Annotated in this window: 25 protein-coding genes and 1 tRNA gene; 16 read left to right on the top strand and 10 right to left on the bottom strand. The window is 66.3% G+C overall.

Features of this window, described 5'->3' with window-relative positions; translation table 11 throughout:
• The first annotated feature begins 6 nt into the window (after positions 1-6).
• Positions 7-1200: a MalY/PatB family protein gene (locus FM104_RS01235; protein WP_087129641.1), complete on the top strand. Its 1194-nt coding sequence runs from the start codon at positions 7-9 to the stop codon at positions 1198-1200.
• 12 nt (positions 1201-1212) lie between these two features.
• Here FM104_RS01235 and FM104_RS01230 read toward each other — a convergent pair whose 3' ends face one another.
• The gene (locus tag FM104_RS01230) at positions 1213-2013 is read right to left on the bottom strand and encodes an SDR family NAD(P)-dependent oxidoreductase (RefSeq protein ID WP_087129640.1); all 801 of its coding nucleotides are present in this window, start codon (positions 2011-2013) and stop codon (positions 1213-1215) included.
• Between the two features lie 163 nt (positions 2014-2176).
• Between FM104_RS01230 and FM104_RS01225 the strand changes: the two genes are divergently transcribed.
• Positions 2177-4009 carry a heavy metal translocating P-type ATPase gene (locus tag FM104_RS01225; RefSeq protein WP_087129639.1) on the top strand — a complete coding sequence of 611 codons (1833 nt, stop codon included), beginning with the start codon at positions 2177-2179 and terminating at the stop codon, positions 4007-4009.
• A 29-nt stretch (positions 4010-4038) separates the two neighbouring features.
• Here FM104_RS01225 and FM104_RS01220 read toward each other — a convergent pair whose 3' ends face one another.
• Entirely contained in the window at positions 4039-5142 is a 1104-nt protein-coding gene (locus FM104_RS01220; RefSeq protein WP_256971454.1) for a YeiH family protein, read from the bottom strand.
• Positions 5143-5233: 91 nt separating this feature from the next.
• Here FM104_RS01220 and FM104_RS16230 point away from each other — a divergent pair, with 91 nt between their 5' ends.
• The 5 genes from FM104_RS16230 to FM104_RS01190 all read left to right on the top strand — a co-directional run bounded on the left by FM104_RS16230 (position 5234) and on the right by FM104_RS01190 (position 9050).
• Positions 5234-6145: a LysR family transcriptional regulator gene (locus FM104_RS16230; protein ID WP_179206621.1), complete on the top strand. Its 912-nt coding sequence runs from the start codon at positions 5234-5236 to the stop codon at positions 6143-6145.
• On the top strand, positions 6142-6972 hold the full coding sequence (locus FM104_RS01200; RefSeq protein ID WP_087129635.1) for an endo alpha-1,4 polygalactosaminidase: 831 nt from the start codon (positions 6142-6144) through the stop codon (positions 6970-6972). Before FM104_RS16230 ends, FM104_RS01200 begins: the two co-directional genes overlap by 4 nt.
• A 157-nt stretch (positions 6973-7129) precedes the next feature.
• On the top strand, positions 7130-8170 hold the full coding sequence (locus tag FM104_RS01195; RefSeq protein WP_087129634.1) for a DNA topoisomerase IB: 1041 nt from the start codon (positions 7130-7132) through the stop codon (positions 8168-8170).
• A 116-nt stretch (positions 8171-8286) separates the two neighbouring features.
• Positions 8287-8451 (top strand): hypothetical protein, encoded by a 165-nt coding sequence (locus FM104_RS16415; RefSeq protein WP_179206620.1) that lies wholly within the window; start codon positions 8287-8289, stop codon positions 8449-8451.
• Positions 8452-8495: 44 nt separating this feature from the next.
• Complete coding sequence (locus FM104_RS01190; protein WP_087129633.1) at positions 8496-9050, top strand: Dps family protein; 555 nt, start codon at positions 8496-8498, stop codon at positions 9048-9050.
• A 164-nt stretch (positions 9051-9214) separates the two neighbouring features.
• On the opposite strand, the gene FM104_RS01185 is transcribed toward FM104_RS01190, so the two are convergent.
• The 3 genes from FM104_RS01185 to FM104_RS01175 all read right to left on the bottom strand — a co-directional run bounded on the left by FM104_RS01185 (position 9215) and on the right by FM104_RS01175 (position 10849).
• Positions 9215-9529 carry a hypothetical protein gene (locus FM104_RS01185; protein WP_087129632.1) on the bottom strand — a complete coding sequence of 105 codons (315 nt, stop codon included), beginning with the start codon at positions 9527-9529 and terminating at the stop codon, positions 9215-9217.
• The gene (locus FM104_RS01180; RefSeq protein WP_087129631.1) at positions 9526-10413 is read right to left on the bottom strand and encodes an SDR family oxidoreductase; all 888 of its coding nucleotides are present in this window, start codon (positions 10411-10413) and stop codon (positions 9526-9528) included. The genes FM104_RS01185 and FM104_RS01180 overlap by 4 nt, the downstream gene beginning before the upstream one ends.
• Before the next feature lie 88 nt (positions 10414-10501).
• The gene (locus FM104_RS01175; protein ID WP_087129671.1) at positions 10502-10849 is read right to left on the bottom strand and encodes a DUF7882 family protein; all 348 of its coding nucleotides are present in this window, start codon (positions 10847-10849) and stop codon (positions 10502-10504) included.
• Positions 10850-11069: 220 nt separating this feature from the next.
• Here FM104_RS01175 and FM104_RS01170 point away from each other — a divergent pair, with 220 nt between their 5' ends.
• Positions 11070-11564: a CBS domain-containing protein gene (locus FM104_RS01170; RefSeq protein ID WP_087129630.1), complete on the top strand. Its 495-nt coding sequence runs from the start codon at positions 11070-11072 to the stop codon at positions 11562-11564.
• Positions 11537-11809 carry a DUF7218 family protein gene (locus tag FM104_RS01165; protein ID WP_087129629.1) on the top strand — a complete coding sequence of 91 codons (273 nt, stop codon included), beginning with the start codon at positions 11537-11539 and terminating at the stop codon, positions 11807-11809. The genes FM104_RS01170 and FM104_RS01165 overlap by 28 nt, the downstream gene beginning before the upstream one ends.
• Positions 11810-11878: 69 nt before the next feature.
• Here the strand turns inward: FM104_RS01165 and FM104_RS01160 are convergent, their stop codons facing one another.
• Positions 11879-12058: a hypothetical protein gene (locus tag FM104_RS01160; protein WP_087129628.1), complete on the bottom strand. Its 180-nt coding sequence runs from the start codon at positions 12056-12058 to the stop codon at positions 11879-11881.
• A 166-nt stretch (positions 12059-12224) separates the two neighbouring features.
• Between FM104_RS01160 and FM104_RS01155 the strand changes: the two genes are divergently transcribed.
• Positions 12225-12587, top strand: coding sequence for a DUF7882 family protein (locus FM104_RS01155; RefSeq protein WP_087129627.1), 363 nt, complete (start codon positions 12225-12227; stop codon positions 12585-12587).
• A gap of 56 nt (positions 12588-12643) precedes the next feature.
• Here FM104_RS01155 and FM104_RS01150 read toward each other — a convergent pair whose 3' ends face one another.
• From FM104_RS01150 to FM104_RS01140, 3 genes are all read right to left on the bottom strand, one after another.
• A complete protein-coding gene (locus FM104_RS01150; RefSeq protein ID WP_087129626.1) occupies positions 12644-13402 on the bottom strand; it encodes a nucleotidyl transferase AbiEii/AbiGii toxin family protein in 759 nt (252 codons plus the stop codon).
• On the bottom strand, positions 13399-13911 hold the full coding sequence (locus tag FM104_RS01145; RefSeq protein ID WP_179206619.1) for a type IV toxin-antitoxin system AbiEi family antitoxin: 513 nt from the start codon (positions 13909-13911) through the stop codon (positions 13399-13401). The genes FM104_RS01150 and FM104_RS01145 overlap by 4 nt, the downstream gene beginning before the upstream one ends.
• A gap of 349 nt (positions 13912-14260) precedes the next feature.
• Positions 14261-14334, bottom strand: a tRNA-Gly gene (locus FM104_RS01140).
• Between the two features lie 166 nt (positions 14335-14500).
• Between FM104_RS01140 and FM104_RS01135 the strand changes: the two genes are divergently transcribed.
• The 4 genes from FM104_RS01135 to FM104_RS01120 all read left to right on the top strand — a co-directional run bounded on the left by FM104_RS01135 (position 14501) and on the right by FM104_RS01120 (position 17701).
• A complete protein-coding gene (locus FM104_RS01135; protein ID WP_087129624.1) occupies positions 14501-15445 on the top strand; it encodes an ABC transporter ATP-binding protein in 945 nt (314 codons plus the stop codon).
• Complete coding sequence (locus FM104_RS01130) at positions 15442-16245, top strand: ABC transporter permease subunit (protein ID WP_087129623.1); 804 nt, start codon at positions 15442-15444, stop codon at positions 16243-16245. Before FM104_RS01135 ends, FM104_RS01130 begins: the two co-directional genes overlap by 4 nt.
• A 216-nt stretch (positions 16246-16461) precedes the next feature.
• The gene (gene dcd, locus FM104_RS01125; RefSeq protein WP_087129622.1) at positions 16462-17067 is read left to right on the top strand and encodes a dCTP deaminase; all 606 of its coding nucleotides are present in this window, start codon (positions 16462-16464) and stop codon (positions 17065-17067) included.
• 1 nt (position 17068) lies between these two features.
• Entirely contained in the window at positions 17069-17701 is a 633-nt protein-coding gene (locus FM104_RS01120) for a hypothetical protein (protein WP_087129621.1), read from the top strand.
• A gap of 49 nt (positions 17702-17750) precedes the next feature.
• Here FM104_RS01120 and FM104_RS01115 read toward each other — a convergent pair whose 3' ends face one another.
• Positions 17751-18317 carry a MarR family winged helix-turn-helix transcriptional regulator gene (locus FM104_RS01115; RefSeq protein ID WP_087129620.1) on the bottom strand — a complete coding sequence of 189 codons (567 nt, stop codon included), beginning with the start codon at positions 18315-18317 and terminating at the stop codon, positions 17751-17753.
• Between the two features lie 86 nt (positions 18318-18403).
• On the opposite strand from FM104_RS01115, the gene FM104_RS16695 reads away from it, so the two are divergent.
• Entirely contained in the window at positions 18404-18901 is a 498-nt protein-coding gene (locus FM104_RS16695; RefSeq protein ID WP_256971452.1) for a MarR family winged helix-turn-helix transcriptional regulator, read from the top strand.
• Between the two features lie 689 nt (positions 18902-19590).
• The gene (locus tag FM104_RS16690; protein ID WP_256971451.1) at positions 19591-19839 is read left to right on the top strand and encodes a hypothetical protein; all 249 of its coding nucleotides are present in this window, start codon (positions 19591-19593) and stop codon (positions 19837-19839) included.
• Positions 19840-20020 lie beyond the last annotated feature (181 nt).

Raw genomic sequence — 20020 nt, 5'->3', positions numbered from 1 at the left:
AGAGGCATGAGCATTGCTGAATCCCCGCTTGCAGAGCATCCGTTCGACGCCATCGCCGAGGCCGACCTGCGTCGTGCGGGCAGCGTGAAGTGGACGAGATTCCCCGAGACGATCGGCGCGTTCGTCGCCGAGATGGATTTCGGGGTCGCGCCAGCGATCTCGCAGGCTGTCGGCGATGCGCTGGATGCCGGATTCACCGGGTATCTGCCGACAACGCTTTCCGATGACCTGAGGGCGGCGACCGCTCGTTGGTACAGCGAGCATGCGAACTGGAGCATCGGGGCGGATCAGGTGCGGCTGGTGCCGGATGTGATCGCCGCGTTCGAGTTCGCCATCGAGAAGTTCACCGCACCCGGTGCAGCGGTCATCGTGCCCACTCCGGCGTACATGCCGTTCCTCTCGGTGCCCCTGCGACACGGTCGCCGGGTGATCGAGGTGCCGAGCATCGAGGTGGACGGGCGCTGGACGATGGACCTCGATGGGGTCGCCGCCGCTTTCGCCGACGGTGGCGAACTGCTCGCGCTGTGCAATCCGCACAACCCCCTCGGCACCGTGTCGACCCGCGAGGAGCTGTTGCAGATCGCCGAGATCGTGACGAACGCGGGTGGCTGGGTGTTCTCGGACGAGATTCACGCGCCGCTCGTGTACGCCCCGGCATCGCACATTCCGTACGCCTCGGTGTCGGATGCTGCGGCAGCCCACACACTCACGGCGACATCCGCCTCGAAAGCATGGAACCTCGCCGGATTCAAGTGCGCGCAGCTGATCTTGTCCAATGACGAATCGCTGCAGGCGTGGAAGGCCGATGGCGGCTGGGGCGGCCACGGCACCGCCACGATCGGCGCGGTGGCGCACCTGGCGGCTTTCACGGAAGGTCAGCAGTGGCTGGAAGAGACCGTCGAGTATCTTGATGGCAACCGCCACCTGCTCGCAGAGCTGGTGGCTGAGCAGCTGCCGGGCGTGCGCGTCACGGTGCCGGAGGGCACCTATATCGCGCTGCTCGATTTTCGGGCGACGGGGCTGACCGGCGACCTCGGCGCGTGGTTCCGCGAGCACGCTCAGGTCGCGATGACCAACGGTGCCGAGTGCGGCGAGGCGGCCGCCGGCTTCACGCGCTTCGTCTTCGCGACCCCGCGGCCGATTCTCCGCGAGGCGATCGCCCGCATCGCCCGCGCCCTGTCAGCGCGGACGAGCGGCTGAGCGCGCGTCAGCTCAGCTCGGGTCGTTCCAGGACCAGATGTCGTCGCCGCGCAGTGTGGCGTCCGCCCCGCCGTCGTCGTAGATGACCTGCCCCGCCAGGTGCGTGTTCTCGCTCGATGTGAGCCAGATCAGCAGGTAGGCGATCGATTCGGGGCTCTGGTGGTAGTTGAGCGGCATCGGCACGGCCGCGTCGACCATCTGCGTGCCCTCGGGTGTCGCGAGCAGTTCTGTGGTCATCGGGGTGAGCACCGTGCCGGGTGCCACCGCATTGAGCGGGATGCCCGAACCTGCCCAGTCCTCTGAGATCGAGGCGCGGCGCACCCAGCGCGAGAGCGCGCGCTTCGACGACGGATAGATCGAGTAGCCGATGAGCGCACCCTGAGCGGCGAGGCCCTCAGCGATCTCGATGGCCCTCGGTTCGTCTCCGGCGAGTGCAGCATCCACCAGCTCCGGTGAGTTCGGCTGCAGGGATGCCATCGACGACACCACTGCGACACGGGGCGCGTCTGAAGCCCGCAGCGCCGGCAGCAGCGCGGTGAGCAGCTCGGTGACACCGAAGTAGTTGACCGAGATAGTCGCGGGGATGGGTGCGGAGATGCCGGCGCAGGCGATGACCGCATCGATTGTTCCGTCCGAGAGCTGGGTGGCGCGGGCCGCGGCCGACGCGCGCCCATCAGGAGTGGAGAGGTCGGCCTCGATGTCGGCGTTCCTCAGATCGATGCCGATGACCTTCTCGCCGCGAGTGCGGAGAGTCTCGGCCGTCGTGGCGCCGATTCCTGAGGCTGATCCGGTGATGACATATGTGCGCGTCATGCTTCTCTCCCTTTTCCGCTGCATCTGCGTCGCAGATTCGAGGCGCGCGAGCGGCGCCTCACGGCGATCGTCTCATGAGAAACGCGACAGCGGGCCGCCACCGACCGGATTAAACCCCGTCCGCCTCCGCCCGGCACGCGAATATCTCAGCCATGCTGAGAGCATGGCTGCTGTGCTGCGGTTCCTGCTCCGCTCTCCGCTGATCCTCGCCACGCTGGTGGTGGGTGTCGCAGTCGTGATCTGCGCGGCATCCGGTCTTGAGCTCGCGGCGCGCATCATCGCCACCGTGTTCGTCGGCGCATTCGTGCTGTGGACCGTCGTCGGCATGGTCCGCGACATGCTGCGCGGGCATTTCGGCCTGGACATTCTTGCGGTGATCGCGATGGTCGCGACGCTCGCCGTGGGGGAGTACATCGCCGCCGTTGTCGTGATGCTGATGCTCACCGGCGGTGAGGCGCTGGAAGACTACGCGCAGCGGCGTGCCCGTCGTGATCTCGGAGCCCTGCTGGAGCGGGCGCCGCGCATCGCGCACCGCATCGAGGGCGATGGAGTCCGTGAGGTGCCCGTCGCCGAGATCGCGGTGGGCGAGGAGATCCTGATCCGTCCGGCAGAGCTCGTACCGGTCGATGGCGTGCTGCTGTCCGATGTCGCCGACCTCGATGAGTCGCAGCTCACGGGAGAGAGCCTGCCCGTGACGCGATCGGCCGGTGCCGAGATCGCCAGCGGCACGATCAACGGCACGGTGGCGGTGCGCATGCGGGCGGTTCGCACTGAAGCCGACAGTCAGTATCAGCAGATCGTCGCGCTCGTCCGTGCCGCCGAGGCATCCAAAGCCCCGACCGTGCGGATGGCCGACCGCTTCGCGATTCCATTCACAGCGGTCTCGCTCATCATCGCCGGCATCGCGTGGGCGCTGTCGGACGACCCGGTGAGATTCGCCGAGGTGCTCGTGCTCGCGACGCCCTGCCCGCTGCTGCTCGCGGCGCCCGTGGCATTTCTGGGGGGCTTGTCGCAGACCGCCAAGCGCGGTGTGGTGGTCAAAGGTGGAGCCGTTCTCGAGCGGCTGGCGCAGGTGCGCTCGGCGGCATTCGACAAGACGGGAACCCTCACCCAGGGGCGTCCCACGCTCATGGCGGTGCGTGCGAGGGCGGGCTTCAGCGAGAACGAGGTGCTGGCGCTCGCCGCGGCGGTCGAGACTGCGTCTTCGCATGTGCTCGCCGCGGGCATCATCTCGGCGGCGGCCGATCGCGGCCTGACCGTCGACACTGCCGAGAGGGCGGTCGAAGTCGCCACGAACGGCATCATCGGCGTGGTGCGCGGAAGAACGGTCGCGGTCGGAAAGCCCGCGTACATCGCGTCGATCGTGCCCGATACTGCGCGCTTCGAAGCGGCGTCCGGGGAAGCCGTCGTGTACGTCGCCGTCGACGGGAGGTTCGCGGGGACTCTGGTGCTCACCGATGAAGTGCGTCCGGATGCTGCCGAAACCGTTGCGGCCCTGCATCGCCTCGGCGTGACGCGCACGGCCATTCTCACCGGCGATGTCGAGCCGACGGCGCGAAGCGTTGCCGAGAAGGTCGGCATCGCAGAGGTGCATGCCGAACTGCTGCCGGCTGACAAAGTGCGACTTGCGGCGGATATGCAGCCTCGGCCGGTGCTGATGGTGGGCGACGGCGTGAATGATGCACCGGTGCTCGCCGCGGTCGATGTCGGCATTGCGATGGGTGTGCGCGGATCCACCGCCGCCGGTGAGGCCGCCTCAGCGGTGGTTCTTCGAGATGCGATCTCTCCCGTCGTCAGCGCCATCGCGATCAGCCGGCACACGGTGTCGGTCGCGAAGACCTCGATCTGGATCGGCATCGCATTGAGCGTGGCGCTGATGCTGGTCGCCACAACGGGGGTGATACCGGCAGTGGCCGGCGCGTTGACGCAGGAGTTGATCGACCTCGCCGCGATTCTCTACGCCCTTCGCGCACTGCGCGCCCCGCGCGGAATCTGAGCTGGTCCGGCCGTCGCAGCATCCGGTGTTCAGCCGCGCAGCCCTGCGGTGATCGCGATCGTCGCCAAAGCCGTTGCGGTGACGAGGATCCAGAGGATCGCACCGAGTGCCAGCGGTCTGAGGCCCGCGCGACGCAGTGCGGGAATGTCGGTCGACAGCCCGATGCCGGCCAGCGCCATCGCAATGAGGAACACGCTGGCATGCACGAGGAAGTTGCGAGGGCCCTCGGGGATCACCCCGGTCGAGTTCACGATCGCCACGATCACGAATCCGATCAGGAACCAGGGCACGAGTTTCGCGATGCGGCGGCCGGTGAGGGGCTGTCCGGCGGCATCCTTGCGGGCTTCGATCACCGAGAGCCCGATGCTGATCGGGATGATCATGAGCGTGCGCACCAGCTTCACGACGACCGCGAAGCCGAGTGCTGCGGTGCTGTAGACGCTCGCGGCGGCGACCACCGAGCTGGTGTCATTCACCGCGGTGCCAGCAAGCAGCCCGAACGTGTGCGGGTCGAGGTTCAGGGCGTGCCCGAGCAGCGGGAACAGCACGACGGCGAGGATATTGAACAGGAAGATCGTCGAGACGGCGTAGGTGATCTGCGCGCCCACGGCGCCGATGACCGGCGCGGCTGCGGCTATGGCAGAGGCCCCGCAGATGCCGGTTCCCACGCCGATCAGAGTGGTGAGCTTGCCCTCGATGCGCATCACCTTGCCGAGCCACCAGGCTGCCACCAGACAGACGGCGAGGGTCGACAGCATGACGGGGAGAGATTCGAGCCCGACCTGGAGGATGCTCATCAGTGACAGCTGGGCGCCGAGCACCACGACCGCGAGCTGCAGCAGGAACTTGCTCGAATAGGTGATGCCCGGTTGCAGACTGGCGTCGAAGCGGACCCACCGGCCAGCGGGCGCGTCAGCGGCATCCGGTTCTCTGTGCCGCAGCATCCGCCCGCGCAGCAGCGACAGCACGACGCCGATGATGATCGCCGGCACCGCCGAGCCGAGCACCGGCACGAGCGTGCCGATTCCCGTCGAGGCCACGGCGATAGTCGCCGTGAGAACGACGCCGGGGAGCACATCGATGCCGCGGCGGGCCAGGCGTGGGGAGAGGGTCTGCAGGGGGAGGAGTTGCACAGATCCAGTTTTGCGGAACGCGCACCGAGAGCGGAAGCGCGTATCGTCGGTAGGGATACAGGTAAGGGCTGTGGGCGGAGGCGGGAGTGCCATGAAAGATGTGCCCGAGATCGGAGCGCTCGAACTGCTCGTCGCGGCGGTGCGACACGGATCTATCTCAGCCGCCGCGCGCGAATGCGGCGTGACCCAGCAGACGGCATCCTCACGCCTGCGCGGACTTGAGCAGCGGCTGCGCCTCGAGCTGCTGCTGCGCACACCCCGCGGTGTAACGCCGACCGCGGCGGGCGAGACGGCCGCCGCCTGGGCGGAGGACGTACTGGCGGCCGGCGAGAGGTTCAGCCTCGGTGTCGAGACGCTGCGCGGCGAGCGCAGCCGGGCGCTGACGGTCGCCGCGAGCCAGACGGTAGCTGCGCATATGCTGCCGCGTTGGCTGGTTGCGCTGCGCGAACGGCACGTGCGTTCCGGGCACGCGCCGACGCAGGTGCGGATGCTGAACGCCAACAGTTCCGAGGTCGGGGAACTCGTTCGAAGCGGTGATGCCGATCTGGGATTCATCGAGTCGACGACTCTGCCCGAGGGACTGTCGAGGACGACGGTGTGCCTGGACGAGCTGGCCGTCGTGGTCGCCCCGCAGCACGCGTGGGCAACGCGGACCGAGATCGAAATGGCGGATGCGGCGGATACTGCGCTGGTCGTGCGGGAGCGGGGCAGCGGCACGCGCCAGGCGTGGGAGGATGCCGTGCTCGCCCGGCTCGACTGCAGCCCGACGGAGCCGGTGGCGGAGCTGTCGACCTCGGCCGCCGTGCGCTCAGCAGTCGGCGAGGGTGTCGGGCCGGCAGTGCTCTCGCGACTGGCGATCGCCGACGATGTGCGGCTCGGACGGCTGGTGGAGGTTGCGCTGCGGGGCGATCCGGTGCAACGCCCGATCACGGCGCTGTGGCGCGGAGGGCGAGCCGATCTCTCGCAGGTGGGCCGCGAGCTGCTCGAGGAGGCCGTTCGATGAGACGCGCACCCGCGCTGACGGCATCCGCACTTCTGCTCTTCGTGCTCGCGGGGTGTGGCGCTGCGGCGCCCTCCGAAACGGAGATGGCGATCAGGCTGCCGGATGCCGGGGCTGACTTCGACTACCAGCTCGGTGGCGCGTACCCGCCCCCAGACGGGGCGACGGTCATCGTGCGCGACCGGCTTCAGGAGCCAGCCGGCCTCGGCTACGACATCTGCTATATCAATGGGTTCCAGACGCAGCCGGACGCGTCCGAGAAGTTTGCGCGAGAGCATCCGGAACTCGTCCTGCACGTGGGCGATGCACCGCTCGCGGACCCCGGCTGGCCGGATGAGTTCATCTTGGATACCTCGACTGAGGAGAAGCGCGCGGGCCTCGCTGAGATTGTTCGTGGATGGATCGAGGGGTGCCGGGATGCCGGCTATGCGGCCGTCGAGATCGACAACCTCGACTCGTTCTCGCGCTCGCGCGGGGCGCTGGCGCCGAGCGACAATCTTGCGCTCGCCGCCGAATACGCGCGCATTGCGCACGCGGCTGGTCTGGCGATCGCGCAGAAGAACACCGCAGAGCTGACGACGGAGATCGCGAAGATCGGATACGACTTCGCGGTGACGGAATCCTGTGCGGTCTTCGACGAGTGCACCTCTTATGCCGCGGTGTACGACGTCGTTCTCGACATCGAGTACGCCGATGGGATGGGCTCGGACAAGTTCGCGGCGGCATGCGCAGCTAGGCCCGCCGGTGTGACCATGATTCTGCGAGACCACGATCTGAGGATGCCTGGCCATGATGACTACGTGCGGCTGGCTTGCTCGCCTGTCGAGTGAATGCCGAGGGTTGGATCAGGTGCTGCTGTGCAGAAACGGAGCATCCGCGACGTGAAGTCAAGCCCTGCCGCCTGCTGCCGCCTCTCTCGTACGCTCAAGATGTCACCGGCGCACTGCCCGGTGACGGGACACGTCGACAACAGCGTGGGAGACGAACATGGCCGCGGTGAAGCGCAAGCAGACGACATCGCGACGTCGGCGCAGCCCGGTGATCACCCGCGAAGCGACGGACGACGGCTTCATCTACCGACTCGGTGGCCGAAAGATCACGAAGCGATCCGAGATCGAGCGCATTGAAGCGCTGGTGATTCCGCCGGCCTGGGTCGACGTGGAGATCGCCCGGTCGGCATCGGCGAAGGTGCTGGCTCGCGGAACGGATGCCGCCGGGCGAACCCAGTCGATCTACCACCCCGCATATCGCAGACGGCAGGAGCGTCGCAAATACGATCGGATGCTGCGCTTCGCCCGAGCGCTGCCGCGGCTGCGCAACAGGGTCGACCGTGACCTTCGCCGGAAGCGGTTGAACCGCGACCGGGTGACCGCGTGCGTGATCCGGCTGATCGATCTGCAGCTGTTCCGGGTCGGCAACTCCGCCTATGCGAAGCAGCATCGCAGCTATGGTGTCACGACCCTTCGCGCCGAGCACCTCACGGCCACGTCGTCCATCGTCGAGTTCGACTTCACCGGAAAGAGCGGCAAGCGGCAGCAGCGTCGCGTCTCCGATGCACGCGTAGCGCGCCTCATCGCGCAATTGCTGGAGCTCCCGGGTTCTGACGTGTTCCGGTTCTTCGATGAGGATGGAGTCGTACGTGATGTGCGAAGCCATCACGTGAACGCGTACGTGAAGCGGTTCATGGGCGAGGAGTTCACGGCGAAGGACTTTCGCACGTGGGGAGGAACAGTGCTCGTCGCCACGGCGCTCCTCGGCAGCGAGCTCTCGGATGCGTCGTCCGAACGCGAAAGCGCCTCCGTGCTCCGCGAAGCGGTGAAAGCCGCTGCCGACCGTCTGGGCAACACTCCTGCGGTCACCCGGTCGGCGTACGTCGACCCGAGAGTGCTCGCGGCAGCCGAGCATCCGGACGTTCTCGAGCGCGTTCGACGCACGCGAGTCCGCCCGCGCGACGGGCAGACGGCGGCAGAGCAGCGCACGGTGCGGCTGCTGACGACGATGGGCGCTGCGCGCCAACCCGTCAAATAGCACTGTGGCTGGGGAGCGTCAACCCCCACGACAGCACGGCTTCGACCTGCCAAGTTGGAGCATGTTCAACAGTGGCTCTCACTCTGAACGACACATAGAGGTCAAGGAGAACAAGCATGAACATCGCGCTTATCATCATCGTCGTCGTTGCGATCGTCCTCGCGATCGTCGGCGGGCTCAGCAGTGCGCTCAACTGGTTGCTCTGGGTGGCCCTCATCGTCGGCGTCATCGCACTCATCGCTTTCCTGTTCCGGGTCATCGGCGGTCGAAACCGCGTCTGATCCGCAACACCGTCCACTGAACACCCCGTCGGAAGGAGATAACAATGGCTTCGACTAAGAAATCTGCATCCAACAAGACGGCAACCCCGCCCGCCACGGGCTCGAGCGCCGCTCCGCGTGAGAACGACGAGAAGGGGTTCCTGGCTTCGAAGGCCCTGCGCGAAAGCCTGCAGGCAGTTCTCGTCGACCTGGTAGAGCTCTCGGTGCAGGGCAAGCAGGCGCACTGGAACGTCGTCGGCAGGAACTTCCGCGACACCCACCGCCAGCTCGACGAGATCATCGCCGCAGCCCGTGGGTTCAGCGACACGGTCGCGGAGCGCATGCGCGCACTGCACGCCGTTCCTGACGGACGCAGCAGCACGGTGTCTGAGAAGACCACCTTGCCGGAATACCCGCAGGGAGAGGTGAGCACCACCGACACCGTCGACTTGATCACTGTTCGTCTCGAAGCCACCGTCAAGACGATGCGCGACGTGCACGACACGGTCGACGACGCTGATCCGACGAGCGCCGACATCCTGCACGGAATCATCGAGAAGCTCGAGCAGTTCGCGTGGATGGTCAGTGCGGAGAACCGCACGCCGGCAGTGAAAAGCTGATGAGCGGCATCGGAGACCAGGGCCTGCGGCCGGAGGGCGTTGACGCCCAACCGGTCGATGAGCCTGACGATGATGACACGGACGGCGAAGAAGCTGAGAAAAACTAGCTCGCTCGCCTGACACGAAAGCCGCCCTGAACCTCTCCGTTCAGGGCGGCTTCGTCGTCACCCGCGGGGCGGGAAGTGCGGGATCTCGTTGGGGCGGGCCGAGCGCGGCCGCGCTGGCGTCGGCTCGGCGATCAGCGCATCGAGATCCGCGAGCAGATCCGCCAGCTTTCGATAGCGGGAACGTGCGGGGCGAGGGTTGCGCAGCCAGAGCACCTCGAAGGAGCCGGTCACGTTGCGGTCGACGTAGGCGACCAGGCGTGATCCGTCGGACTCCGAGAGCGAGCTATCGCAGACGCGCCAGCCGCCGTGACCGACTTGAATGATCTCCCACCTGGTTGCGGGGTGAGAAGCACCTGATCCTGAGCCGTTCATAGTGATTTCCCTCCGGTTACCGGCAAGACCGCGCCCGAGACATACGACGCTTCCTCGGATGCGAGGTAGACATAGGCGCCTGCGAGTTCGGCCGGCTGCCCCGCCCTGCCCAGCGCGGTGTCGGTGCCGAAGTGCGCGAGCTTCTCGGCATCCCACCCGGTGCCCGGGATCAGCGGCGTCCAGATGGGGCCGGGGGCGACGGCGTTGACGCGGATGCCACGCGGCCCCGCCTCTTCAGCGAGCGCCTTCACGAACGCCACCTGCGCGGCCTTCGTCATCGCGTAATCGATCAGCCCCGGGGAGGGATTGAACGACTGTATGGATGCGGTGACGATGATGCTCGCTCCGGGCTCGAAATCGGGGAACGCCGCTCGCGCAGAGAACACCAGACCCGCGAGGTTGGTGTCGAAGACACGTCGCATCCGGTCGGTGCGCAGTTCACTGAAGCTGTCGATGTCGTGCTGGTAGCCGGCATTCAAGACCAGAATGTCGAGGCCTCCGAGCGCTGAGCGCGTCTCAGTCACGATGCTGGTCGCGAAGTCCTCATCACGGACGTCGCCGGCGAAGCTCACTCCTGTGCGGCCGGCTTCGCGCACGAGGCCCAGCGTGTCATCGGCATCCTCCTGCTCTTCGGGGAGATGCGCGATGGCGACGTCGGCACCTTCACGGGCGAACGCGATCGCGACCGCCCGCCCGATGCCGGAGTCGCCGCCGGTGATCAGCGCACGACGGCCAGCCAGGCGACCATGCCCCTCGTAGGTGGACTCGCCATGGTCGGGAGTCGGATGTGTCGCCGAGGTCAGGCCGGGCTGGGACTGCGTCTGCGGCGGGAAACCACCCTGATGGTGGGCATTACGGGGATCGTCTGGGGTTGCGCGCGTCATGATCGCCTCTTCTCACTGGGGTGTGAGACGACCCTCTTACCTGTCGCGCCGCTCGACAAGGGGCTTGACAGTGTTGCGAGCGCGGACCTCAGCCGGTGGGCGGGACCGTACGCATGTCGGGCGACGCCGCCTCGCCAGAATCAGACGGCTCAGGCACGAGGTACAGGCCGGTGGGGGCGTTCGCCGTGAAGGCAAGCGCGTCGACCCATGCGCGGCTGATCGCCGGCTGGCGGCTGCCGTAGTACTTGTACACGATCGAGCTGCCCGGGTGCAGCCACACGGTCGTGCGCCCGCCGCCGACGCTCGCGTCTTCTCGCCAGCTGAAGGGGAAGGGCTCGCCGCGGCGAAGCTTGGCGCTGATCACCAATTGGATGTGAGTGAGCGCACGGTCTTCGATCTCGACCTTGACGCCGCCTTCATAGACGAACTTGCCCACGTGCGCCACCGCTCTTTCTCGCGCATGCACCGGTACTGATTTACCAGCCAACTGAATGATAACCGGCTGGAGGGCGTGTCCCGGCCGCTCACGCCAGGTCGGTTCCGCTTGGCACGGCGGCGTGGGCGTCGCTGTCAACCCCCTTCTGGAGTCGGCGAGAACCTGCCTACCGTCGGGGTGACATACGAAACGAGAGACCGCACCGAGAGAGGACCCGGACATGACGCTCGCACGGGACATCATGACGCCTGCACCGCGGTGCATCGGGGAGAACGATTCACTGAGCATCGCGGCGTCCCTGATGTCGGAGTTGGACATCGGGTCGTTGCCGATCTGCGGCGAGAACGGAAAGCTCAAAGGGATGCTGACCGACCGCGACATCGTCGTGAAGGCAGTTGCACACGGCCTCGATCCGGAGACAACCCCGGCGCGAGCCCTGGCGGCGGGAAAGCCGGTGACAGTCGACGCGTCAGATGATGTGTCGGTGGCACTCGAGCGGATGCGCGACCATCAGATTCGTCGCGTTCCCGTCATCGAGAGCCGCGTGCTCGTCGGGATTGTCAGTCAGGCCGATGTTGCACGGGTGCTCTCCGCCGAGTCCACCGGGATCACCGTGGAGAGCATCTCTCAACCCGATGGCGAGATGCCGTCGGTCTACGTTGCCCAGCAGTCAGGAGAGGAAGAGCAATGCCTCGCAACGCGAACTCGCGATTGAAGGATCCGGAGCTGTACGAGGAGCTTCGTGACGACGGCGCCTCGAAGGAGAAGGCCGCGAGGATCTCGAACGCCGCGGGCGGCACCAAGAAGGGCCGCAGCGAAGTCGGACGCCGAGGAGGAGAGTCCGGCAGCTACGAGGACTGGACTGTCGAGGAGTTACGTGATCGCGCGAAGGAACTCGGCCTCACCGGCTACTCGAAGAAGAAAAAGGCCGATTTGATCTCAGCGCTGCGCAACCATTGAGGCAGCTGTTCAAAAGGTCATGGCGCGGATGCTCAGCATCCGCGCCATGACCTTTCACTGCCGACTCACTCACTCAGCTGAGCCTTCGGCTTCGCCTTCTTCGCTGGCGAGGCGGTCTGCGTCGGCACTGTCGATGTTGTCTGCGTCGGCGTCGGGGTCGAGCACCGTTTCGCCGTCTTCCTCGACGGTCGGCTCCTGCTGTCGGTCGTCATCCGGCAAGGGCAGCGGCATGAAACTGGGATTCGACATGGTTGCGTCCTTTCGATGAGGTTTTGCGTGCTGATCGCTCACGCTACGGGGTGGCGCGTACGACGCCGATCCGGTTGACGGAGCGCGATCTGCCGCGTATAAGCCGTGCGGTGCGGCTGGTGAACTCTGCGCACCAGATGGGGTGCAGATCGGCTAGATTTCAACTATGGGCAGACTCGTGTACGACGGCATCGAAAATATGATTCATGTTGAGGATCGGGCGCTCGCGCACCTCAAGGTCGTCATCGCCACGAAGCTGCGCAGACAGGAGAGCTTCACCCTCTCGTGGCGGCACCCGGACGGCGACCCGGAAGGCCGCTCGACGATCTGGCTGCATCCTTCGATCGCGCTGCGTTTCGTCTTCGATACGCCGGAGACGCCGACTCTGAATGCCGCGTGGATCGAGAGGCTGATGCACTCGGTCAACTCCACCGGAGGCATCGCGCTCGTGGATGAAGTTGTCAGTCAGACCGATGCCGATGCCCAGACCGCCGCGGCCATTGCTGCCGCGGCGGATGTCGCCGACTAAGGAGAGCCGTCGCCCTCTGAGCTCGTAGCGCGGCTCCGGCGCGTCCTACCCGTGCGCTACCGCCAGGCAGCGCTTACGACCTCAGCGGCCTCGGTGGGATCCACCTGGGGGATGCACTGGTGATTCAGCGCCGTGCCCCACCCGGCCGCTGTGGGCAGGTTGCTGAACGGCACCCTGGTGCTGCTGGTGATCGGGCCGTACTTCGCGAAGAGTCGCTTCGCTTCCTCGTCGATCATCCCTAGCCGCGCGAGCGCCCACATGTCGTAGAGATCACGGGGAGCCCCGCGATCCACCCATGCACTCAGTTTCGCGGCCGCGAACGCCGGGGCTGTCAGGACTCTCATCCGCGCAAGAGGTGCGTCGGAGTACCGCTGTGTGAGGGAGCGGACCTCGGTAGGCCACGCGGGATACCCCTCGGAGGACAGCAGCTGAATCTGGATGCGCACGTCCCCGACGTCCATCACGCTGGGGTCGGAATGGCCGGTCGACGCTATGTCCGGGGTGAATGTCGGGGTCCGGAACGTGCGCTTCAGTCCAGACTCCAGATACTGCTGAACCTCGGCGGCTACCTCGGCTCTGACCGCGAGGGCGATGAGGTCGATGTCCTCGGACAGTCGCAGGTTCGGTAGGTAGGTTCGCGACAGGGCGGTGCCTCCGAAGAACACCAATCGCGAGTCGTCGATACCGCCCAGGGCTGCGAGCGCGTGCGAGATGACGTGATCGCGCCTGACCTGCTCCTCGTCGACGCCGAACATCAGCTGGACATCCAGCATCTCCTCCTCGTCGAGAATGCCGGGGGTGGCCCCTGGTTTCATCGCTGATGTTCCATCCTGTCGATGACCTTCTTCACCGTTGTCGGCACTCGTTGTGCTCGCGCGGCGATGGCTTTCAACTCCGGTGCCGTCACGCGGGCGCCGAGGTTTCGCGCCGCATCCTCGGCCGCATCTGGCGCCTGTCCTTGGTGCGGCTTCGCCAGCAAGTCATACAGAGTCTGCGCCGGGGTGGTCACGAGAGCGTCCCCGAGCGGTGTGGCCTGCAATTCAAGGTCGAGGTCATCTAATATCCGCGGGATGAAGTGGACTGTGCCCCCGGTCTCCAGCTGTATGGCCGGACGCCCGGCCACCGGTACGGCAATGGTCGTCGTTGCGATGGCCCTGGGGATTGCTCCCCAGAATCGGGCCGCGCCGACGCCCATCAGAGCGACATTGCGCTGCCCGAAGCGTGTGGTCGCCACTGCCAGTCCGGCGGCTTCCAGCGGCGGCTTCCATCGCCGCCCATCGGCACCCCCGGGAGGGGCGGTGTACGTGCCGTGGGCAATGCGCACCAACGCCCCCTCTGCGACGAGACTGGCTAGCTCGCGTGCCGCATTTGTGGTTCGTTGGTCGATGGCGGTCCACCGAAGGGTCCTCAGTGGCGCCCGTTCGACTGTCCGGACCAACTCCAGCGGCTTCATCAGCGCTCCTAACTGAGACTTACCATACACCCAGCGTATGTTCAGTCTCACCTATGCACAGTTTGCGGGGCCCGCTGTACCGGAGGCCAACCGTCATTGCCCATCACCTAGTCAACGTCAAAGGGCGCCGCACGCACGACGCGCCTGTCCGCACTAACCTCGCGGAATCTGCAGACTGGAATAGCTCCAGAATGTCCGGGATAGCTCAGGGATTTAAAAGTGGAGGGGCTGACGGGAATCGAACCCGCGCTATCTGCTTGGGAAGCAGAAGTTCTGCCATTGAACTACAGCCCCGCACGCCTTGCGGCGCTCGACCAGCATAACAAACCCTGACGATTGGCCGGCACTGCGCAACGATCACAGCAGCCACGAAAGTCACTCCAGAGTCCGACATCCGTGCCATCAACGTCATCCCTCCGAGGGACGCGCAGCACCGCGCCGTACCCGTAGCGTCGTAGTCATGATCACAGCCGAAGGCCTCAGCAAGAGGTATGGAGACAAGCTCGCCGTCGACGACGTGTCGTTCACCGTGCGCGCAGGCAGCGTCACCGGGTTCCTGGGGCCGAACGGCGCCGGCAAGTCGACCACGATGCGCATGATCGTCGGGCTCGACCGCCCCACCGCCGGCCGGGTCACCGTCGACGGCAAGGAGTACGGCAAGCTGGGCGCGCCCCTCACCGAGGCCGGCGTGCTGCTCGACGCGAAAGCCGTGCACACCGGCCGCAGCGCGCGCAATCACCTGCGCGTCATGGCTGCGACGCACGGCATCCCGGCATCCCGCGTCGACGAAGTCATCGACATCACCGGCATCGGCTCGGTGGCTCGCAAGCGCGCCGGCGGGTTCTCGCTCGGCATGGGGCAGCGCCTCGGCATCGCTGCCGCTCTCCTCGGCGACCCGCACACGCTGATCCTCGACGAGCCGGTCAACGGCCTCGACCCGGAAGGCGTGCGCTGGGTGCGCCAGTTCGTGCGGCATGCGGCATCCGAGGGCCGCACGGTGCTGCTCTCCAGCCACCTCATGAGCGAGATGGCGCAGACCGCCGATCACGTCATCGTTCTGGGGCGTGGAAAAGTGCTGGCGGATGCTGCGCTCCCCGACCTCGTTCGCGCATGGACCACCGAACGCGTGCACGTGCGCACTCCGCGCCCCGCCGAACTGGCATCCGCCGTCGCCGGTCGCGACGTCGAGGTCGCCGCTGTCGGCGCTGACATTCTCGACATCACCGGGCTCCCAGCATCCCGCATCGGCGACCTCGCCTTCGAACGCGGCATCCCGCTGCACGAACTCACCCCGACCAGCGGCTCACTGGAAGACGCCTATCTCGCCCTCACCGGCGAAGCTGTCGAATACCGCACCCGTGCCGTCCCGCAAGACGGTGCCCGGCTCGAGGAGGCACACGCATGACCGTCGCGGCCCGCGCAACGCACGTTCCGACCTCGTCGTTCACGCTGACGTTCCCCCGCCAGCTGCGCAGCGAATACATCAAGCTCACCACCGTTCGCGGCACCTGGTGGTCAGTCGCCATCGTCGCAGCCCTCACCATGGGCATCGCCTTCCTCGCGACACTTACGATGACTGCGCCAGCCGACACGATCATGGCCGTCGTCATGCCCGTGCAGTTCACGATGATGCTTGCCGGTATCCTCGGCGTCATCTCGGTCACTGGCGAGTACTCGACCGGCATGATCCGCTCGACCCTGACAGCGAATCCTGTTCGCGGTTCGGTGCTCGCGGCGAAGGCGACGGTTCTCGCCTTCTTCATGTTCGTCGTGTCGTTGTTGATCTTCCTCGCCACCGCCGCGATGATCTCACCGCTCGCCGCGTCGAGCGGGATCCCGTTGCTCTGGGACGACCCAGGCAAAACGATCCTGCCGATTCTCGCGGCATCCGGCGCCATGGCGCTGTTCGCTTTGCTCGGTGTCGGGCTCGGATTCCTGCTGCGCTCCGGGGCAGGCGCCATCGCCATGACCGTCGGCATCCTGTTCGTGCTGCCGATCATCGTCGCCCTGCTCGGCTCTTTCGCGCAGGACATCGAGTGGATCGGCAACCTCGGCAACTATCTGCCGGCATCGGCGGCGCAGAACGCCATCCTGCCGCAGGACGGGTGGGGCCTCAGCGCTCCGGAGGCGTGGGCGACACTCATCGCATGGCCCGCCGCGGCCCTGCTGGGTGCGTGGGCCGTGGTGCGCGGACGGGATGTGTGACTCCGCGCCCCAGTAGCGTCGTCACCGTGTCGGCCTCGCGCAGCCGCAGCCTTCCGTGTCTCAGAAATGGCGGGTTCAGTTGCGACTGACCCGCCACAACTGGGACATGGTTCGGGAGGTGCCTCAGAACTGCCGGGTGTGGATGCGGCTGACCCGCCACAACTGAGACATGGCCACAACCCAGCGGTTGGGCAACAGCGCCGGTAGGCTGAAGGCGTGCTTCTCAGCGACCGCGACATCAAGGCAGAACTCGCATCAGGCCGCATCGGACTTGATCCGCATGATGCGGAGATGGTGCAGCCATCGAGCATCGACGTGCGCTTGGATCGGTACTTTCGGCTGTTCGACAACCACAAGTACCCGTTCATCGATCCGTCGGTCGATCAGCCCGAGCTGACTCGGCTGATCGAGGTCGACCCGGATGAGTCGTTCATCCTGCACCCGGGGGAGTTCGCGCTGGGTGCGACGTTCGAGCAGGTCAGCCTGCCCGACGATGTCGCCGCGCGCCTCGAGGGCAAGTCGTCGCTCGGGCGCCTCGGACTCATCACGCACTCGACGGCCGGGTTCATCGACCCCGGCTTCAGCGGGCACGTCACGCTGGAACTCGCGAACGTCGCGACCCTGCCGATCAAGCTCTGGCCGGGGATGAAGATCGGCCAGCTCTGCTTCTTCCGTCTCACTTCGCCGACCGAGAACGCCTACGGCTCGGGCCCCTACGGCAACCGTTACCAGGGGCAGCGCGGGCCGACGGCATCCCGCTCATTCCAGAATTTCCACCGCACGAACGTGGGCACGACCGATGCAGGAGCCATAGGAGGCTGACATGTCTGACCCCACCGAAGATGCGGATGCGGTTCCGGAGGCTGCGGCGGTGCACGAACCCGCCGGGACCGGTGGGGTGGATGCTGACCGGCCGGATGCCGGGACGGATGCCGGTGGGGTAGATGCCGGTGGGGTGGATGCTGCTGAGCCAGGGCCTGCCGGCGCAGGCCCGCTGGAGCCGGGCGCTGTCGATCCGGCGTCGGTGATCGCGCGCGCCTATGTCCCCGACCTCGATATTCCGGATGCGCCGATGCCAGAACCCGAGCTTCCGGCATCAGTGTTCGAGGAGCCGGTGATCCCGCCGCCCGCGGTGGAATCGGCGCCGCTCGCCGCGACTGGTGGCACGAGGGCGCCGGGCGTGACGGATGCTGCCGCAGGAGAAACCGCGGTGCCTGGCACGCGCGCCGACAAGCGCAAACTGCCCGCCCCGAGCGAACTTCCCGATCGCCCGCCGATCCCCTCGCCGGCTGCCGGCGGCACGACCGGAAGCTACCGGGCGTGGACGATCGTCATCTTCGTCATTCTCATCGCTCTGCTGGTCGCGGCGGTGGCCGTGGTCGGTGTGCTGCTCTCCACCGGTGCGAACCCGTTCGATATGGCTGCGCCACTGGCATCCGTCACTGCTCTGACATGACGAAAGCCGCCTCTCGGAAGCCCGGGAGACGGCAGTCGGATGCTGGCGCTCAGCTGTGCGTGTGGATGTGGATGTGCTGCTCTGGTGTCCGTGACCGGTGGCTGAAGCCATGACGCCGATCGTGGTGGCGATCATTGTGGCATCCGAAATTGTGCTGTCCGTGCCGGCGGGGGAGGCGCATGCCTGCTTCCCAGCCGAACTCGCGGGCGACCTTCTCGAGTGACGCTGTCATCGCGGCGAGCTCCTCGGGGGAGACGGCGGCGGAGAAGCGGGCGCGGATCTCGTCGACCGCGGAGCCGAGGCGAGACTTGGCCAGTCGGCCGGCGTCGGTGAGGGTCCAGCCGTCGGCGTCGCGGCTGATCCAGCCGAGGTCGATCAGTCGGCGCAGCTTGGGGCCGCGCATTGCGTGAGGCAGGCGGGCCGTGCGCGCAGAGCCGGTATCGGGTTCGGGCCGCGAGCCAGGCGTCGTGCCGTCGATGAGGTTCAGCATCCGCCATTCGCGGCGAGTGATTCCTTCATCGGCGAAGACGGTGGCGAACTCGGCTGCCAGCAGCCGGTCGACGGCGCTGATCCAATAGCCGAGGGGACGTGTGTCAGTAGTGATGTCGTTGTTCATGGAAATCCTTTGTTTGTCATGTTGCATGTATATGCAGTGTGACATGCAATGTGCATCCATGTCAAATCGCATGTAAAGTTCTGAGGGTGAGCACCGAGAGTTCCAACCCCGCCGACATCATCGCGACTGCCCTGTCACGCCTGCGCGGAAGGCGCGGTGGCGCACCTCACGCACACCAGCATCCGCGCGGCGAGCATGGCCCGGGCGGGCGTGGAGCCGGACGGATGGGATGGGAGGCCGGGCGCAACGGTGCGCTGGCAGTGGTGCGGATGCTGGATGCGCTCGCCGCGGCACCCGAACCGCTCAGTGTGAGCGGGCTCGCCGAGGCCGTCGGCGTCGATCAGCCCCGCGCGTCACGCCTCGTGCAGCAGGGCGTCGATCGCGGCTGGGTGCGCCGCGAGGCAGACCCCGACGACGCACGCCGCACGCGCATCGCGCTGACCGATGACGGCGCACGGATGATTCGCGGCATGCGCGGCGAGCGGCGCGAGCGACTGGATCAGGCGCTGACCGCCTTCACCGACGATGAGCGCGATGAGCTCGCGCGGCTGCTCACGAAACTCGCGAAGAACTGGCGGGGGTGAGGCGGTTGCCCGGACTGGCGTGATCAGCGTACGGGAAGTAGGTGCTGTGGTGGGCCATCCAGGGGAGCGACTGCGATCTTCACCTCGGTGATTCACCCTGGAACCATCGATCCGTGCGCTGAGCTCGTCTACTAGTCCGTTGATCCTCGCGTCAAGTCTGACTTCGGCGGTATCGACCCGACGAACCAGCATTGCAAATCCGGCAAACATTCCGACCCCGCGCGTGATGAAGCTACTCAAGTGACGGCGCTCACTGAAATTCCGCAGTTCTGCTCATCGAAATTCGTCACCCTGGGTCGCTCCGCCGCATGGGGCGGGCCTTCCTCGATGCTGATGGTCTCTGACCATACCCGCCCGAGGAAGGCCCTGTTTCTCATGCTCTCGGAGAGGAGCAACGTGGATATCCACGTTCTGAAACGGCAGGGGTTCACGATCAGCGAGATCACTCGCCGCACCAATGACGACCGCAAGACCATTCGCGCGTATCTGAATAGGCAACGCGAGCCCAGGTTCCGCGATTCCGCTGGCCCTGACGCGTTCGCGCCGTTCGTCGACTATGTCTCCGCGAGGCTTTCCGAGGACCCCGCATCTGTGGCGGTGACGCTGTTCGACGAGCTCGCCCTGTTGGGGTTCACGGGTTCGTATCCGACGTTGATGAGACAGATCCGGGCACGCGGGCTGCGGTCGGCGTGCACGTATGCGCGCATGTCACGAAACGCGCGAACGCGGTCATCGAGCACCCGCCGGGGGAGGAGACGCAGTTCGATTGGGTCGAGATGCCCGACCCGCCAGAGCAGTGGGGATTCGGCCGCAAGACCGCCTATGTCCTGGTTGGCTCTCTCGCGCGCTCCGGGGTCTGGCGGGACGTGATCTCACCGTCGATGCACGCCCTCCATCTGCTGGCCGCACATCTGCAGGAGGGGCTTCAATCTGGCTGAGGCGAATCAGTAACTGTACTCGTTCCGCCAGTTCGAGAATGCCACGCAGTGTTAGCGGAGCAAATATGCTGTGCGTGGCGTGTCAGGTGGCCCAACGTGCTCTGTGACCACTCCGTGGCCGCTCTTAGCCTCGATTCACCGATGAGCTTGGGTTCTGAGCGAGCGTCGTGACATAGAAATG

The organism is Microbacterium esteraromaticum (assembly GCF_900163815.1).
GTDB lineage: Bacteria > Actinomycetota > Actinomycetes > Actinomycetales > Microbacteriaceae > Microbacterium > Microbacterium esteraromaticum_B.
Note: the sequence above shows the minus strand (reverse complement) of the source record. Positions and strands in the feature narration are given on the sequence as shown.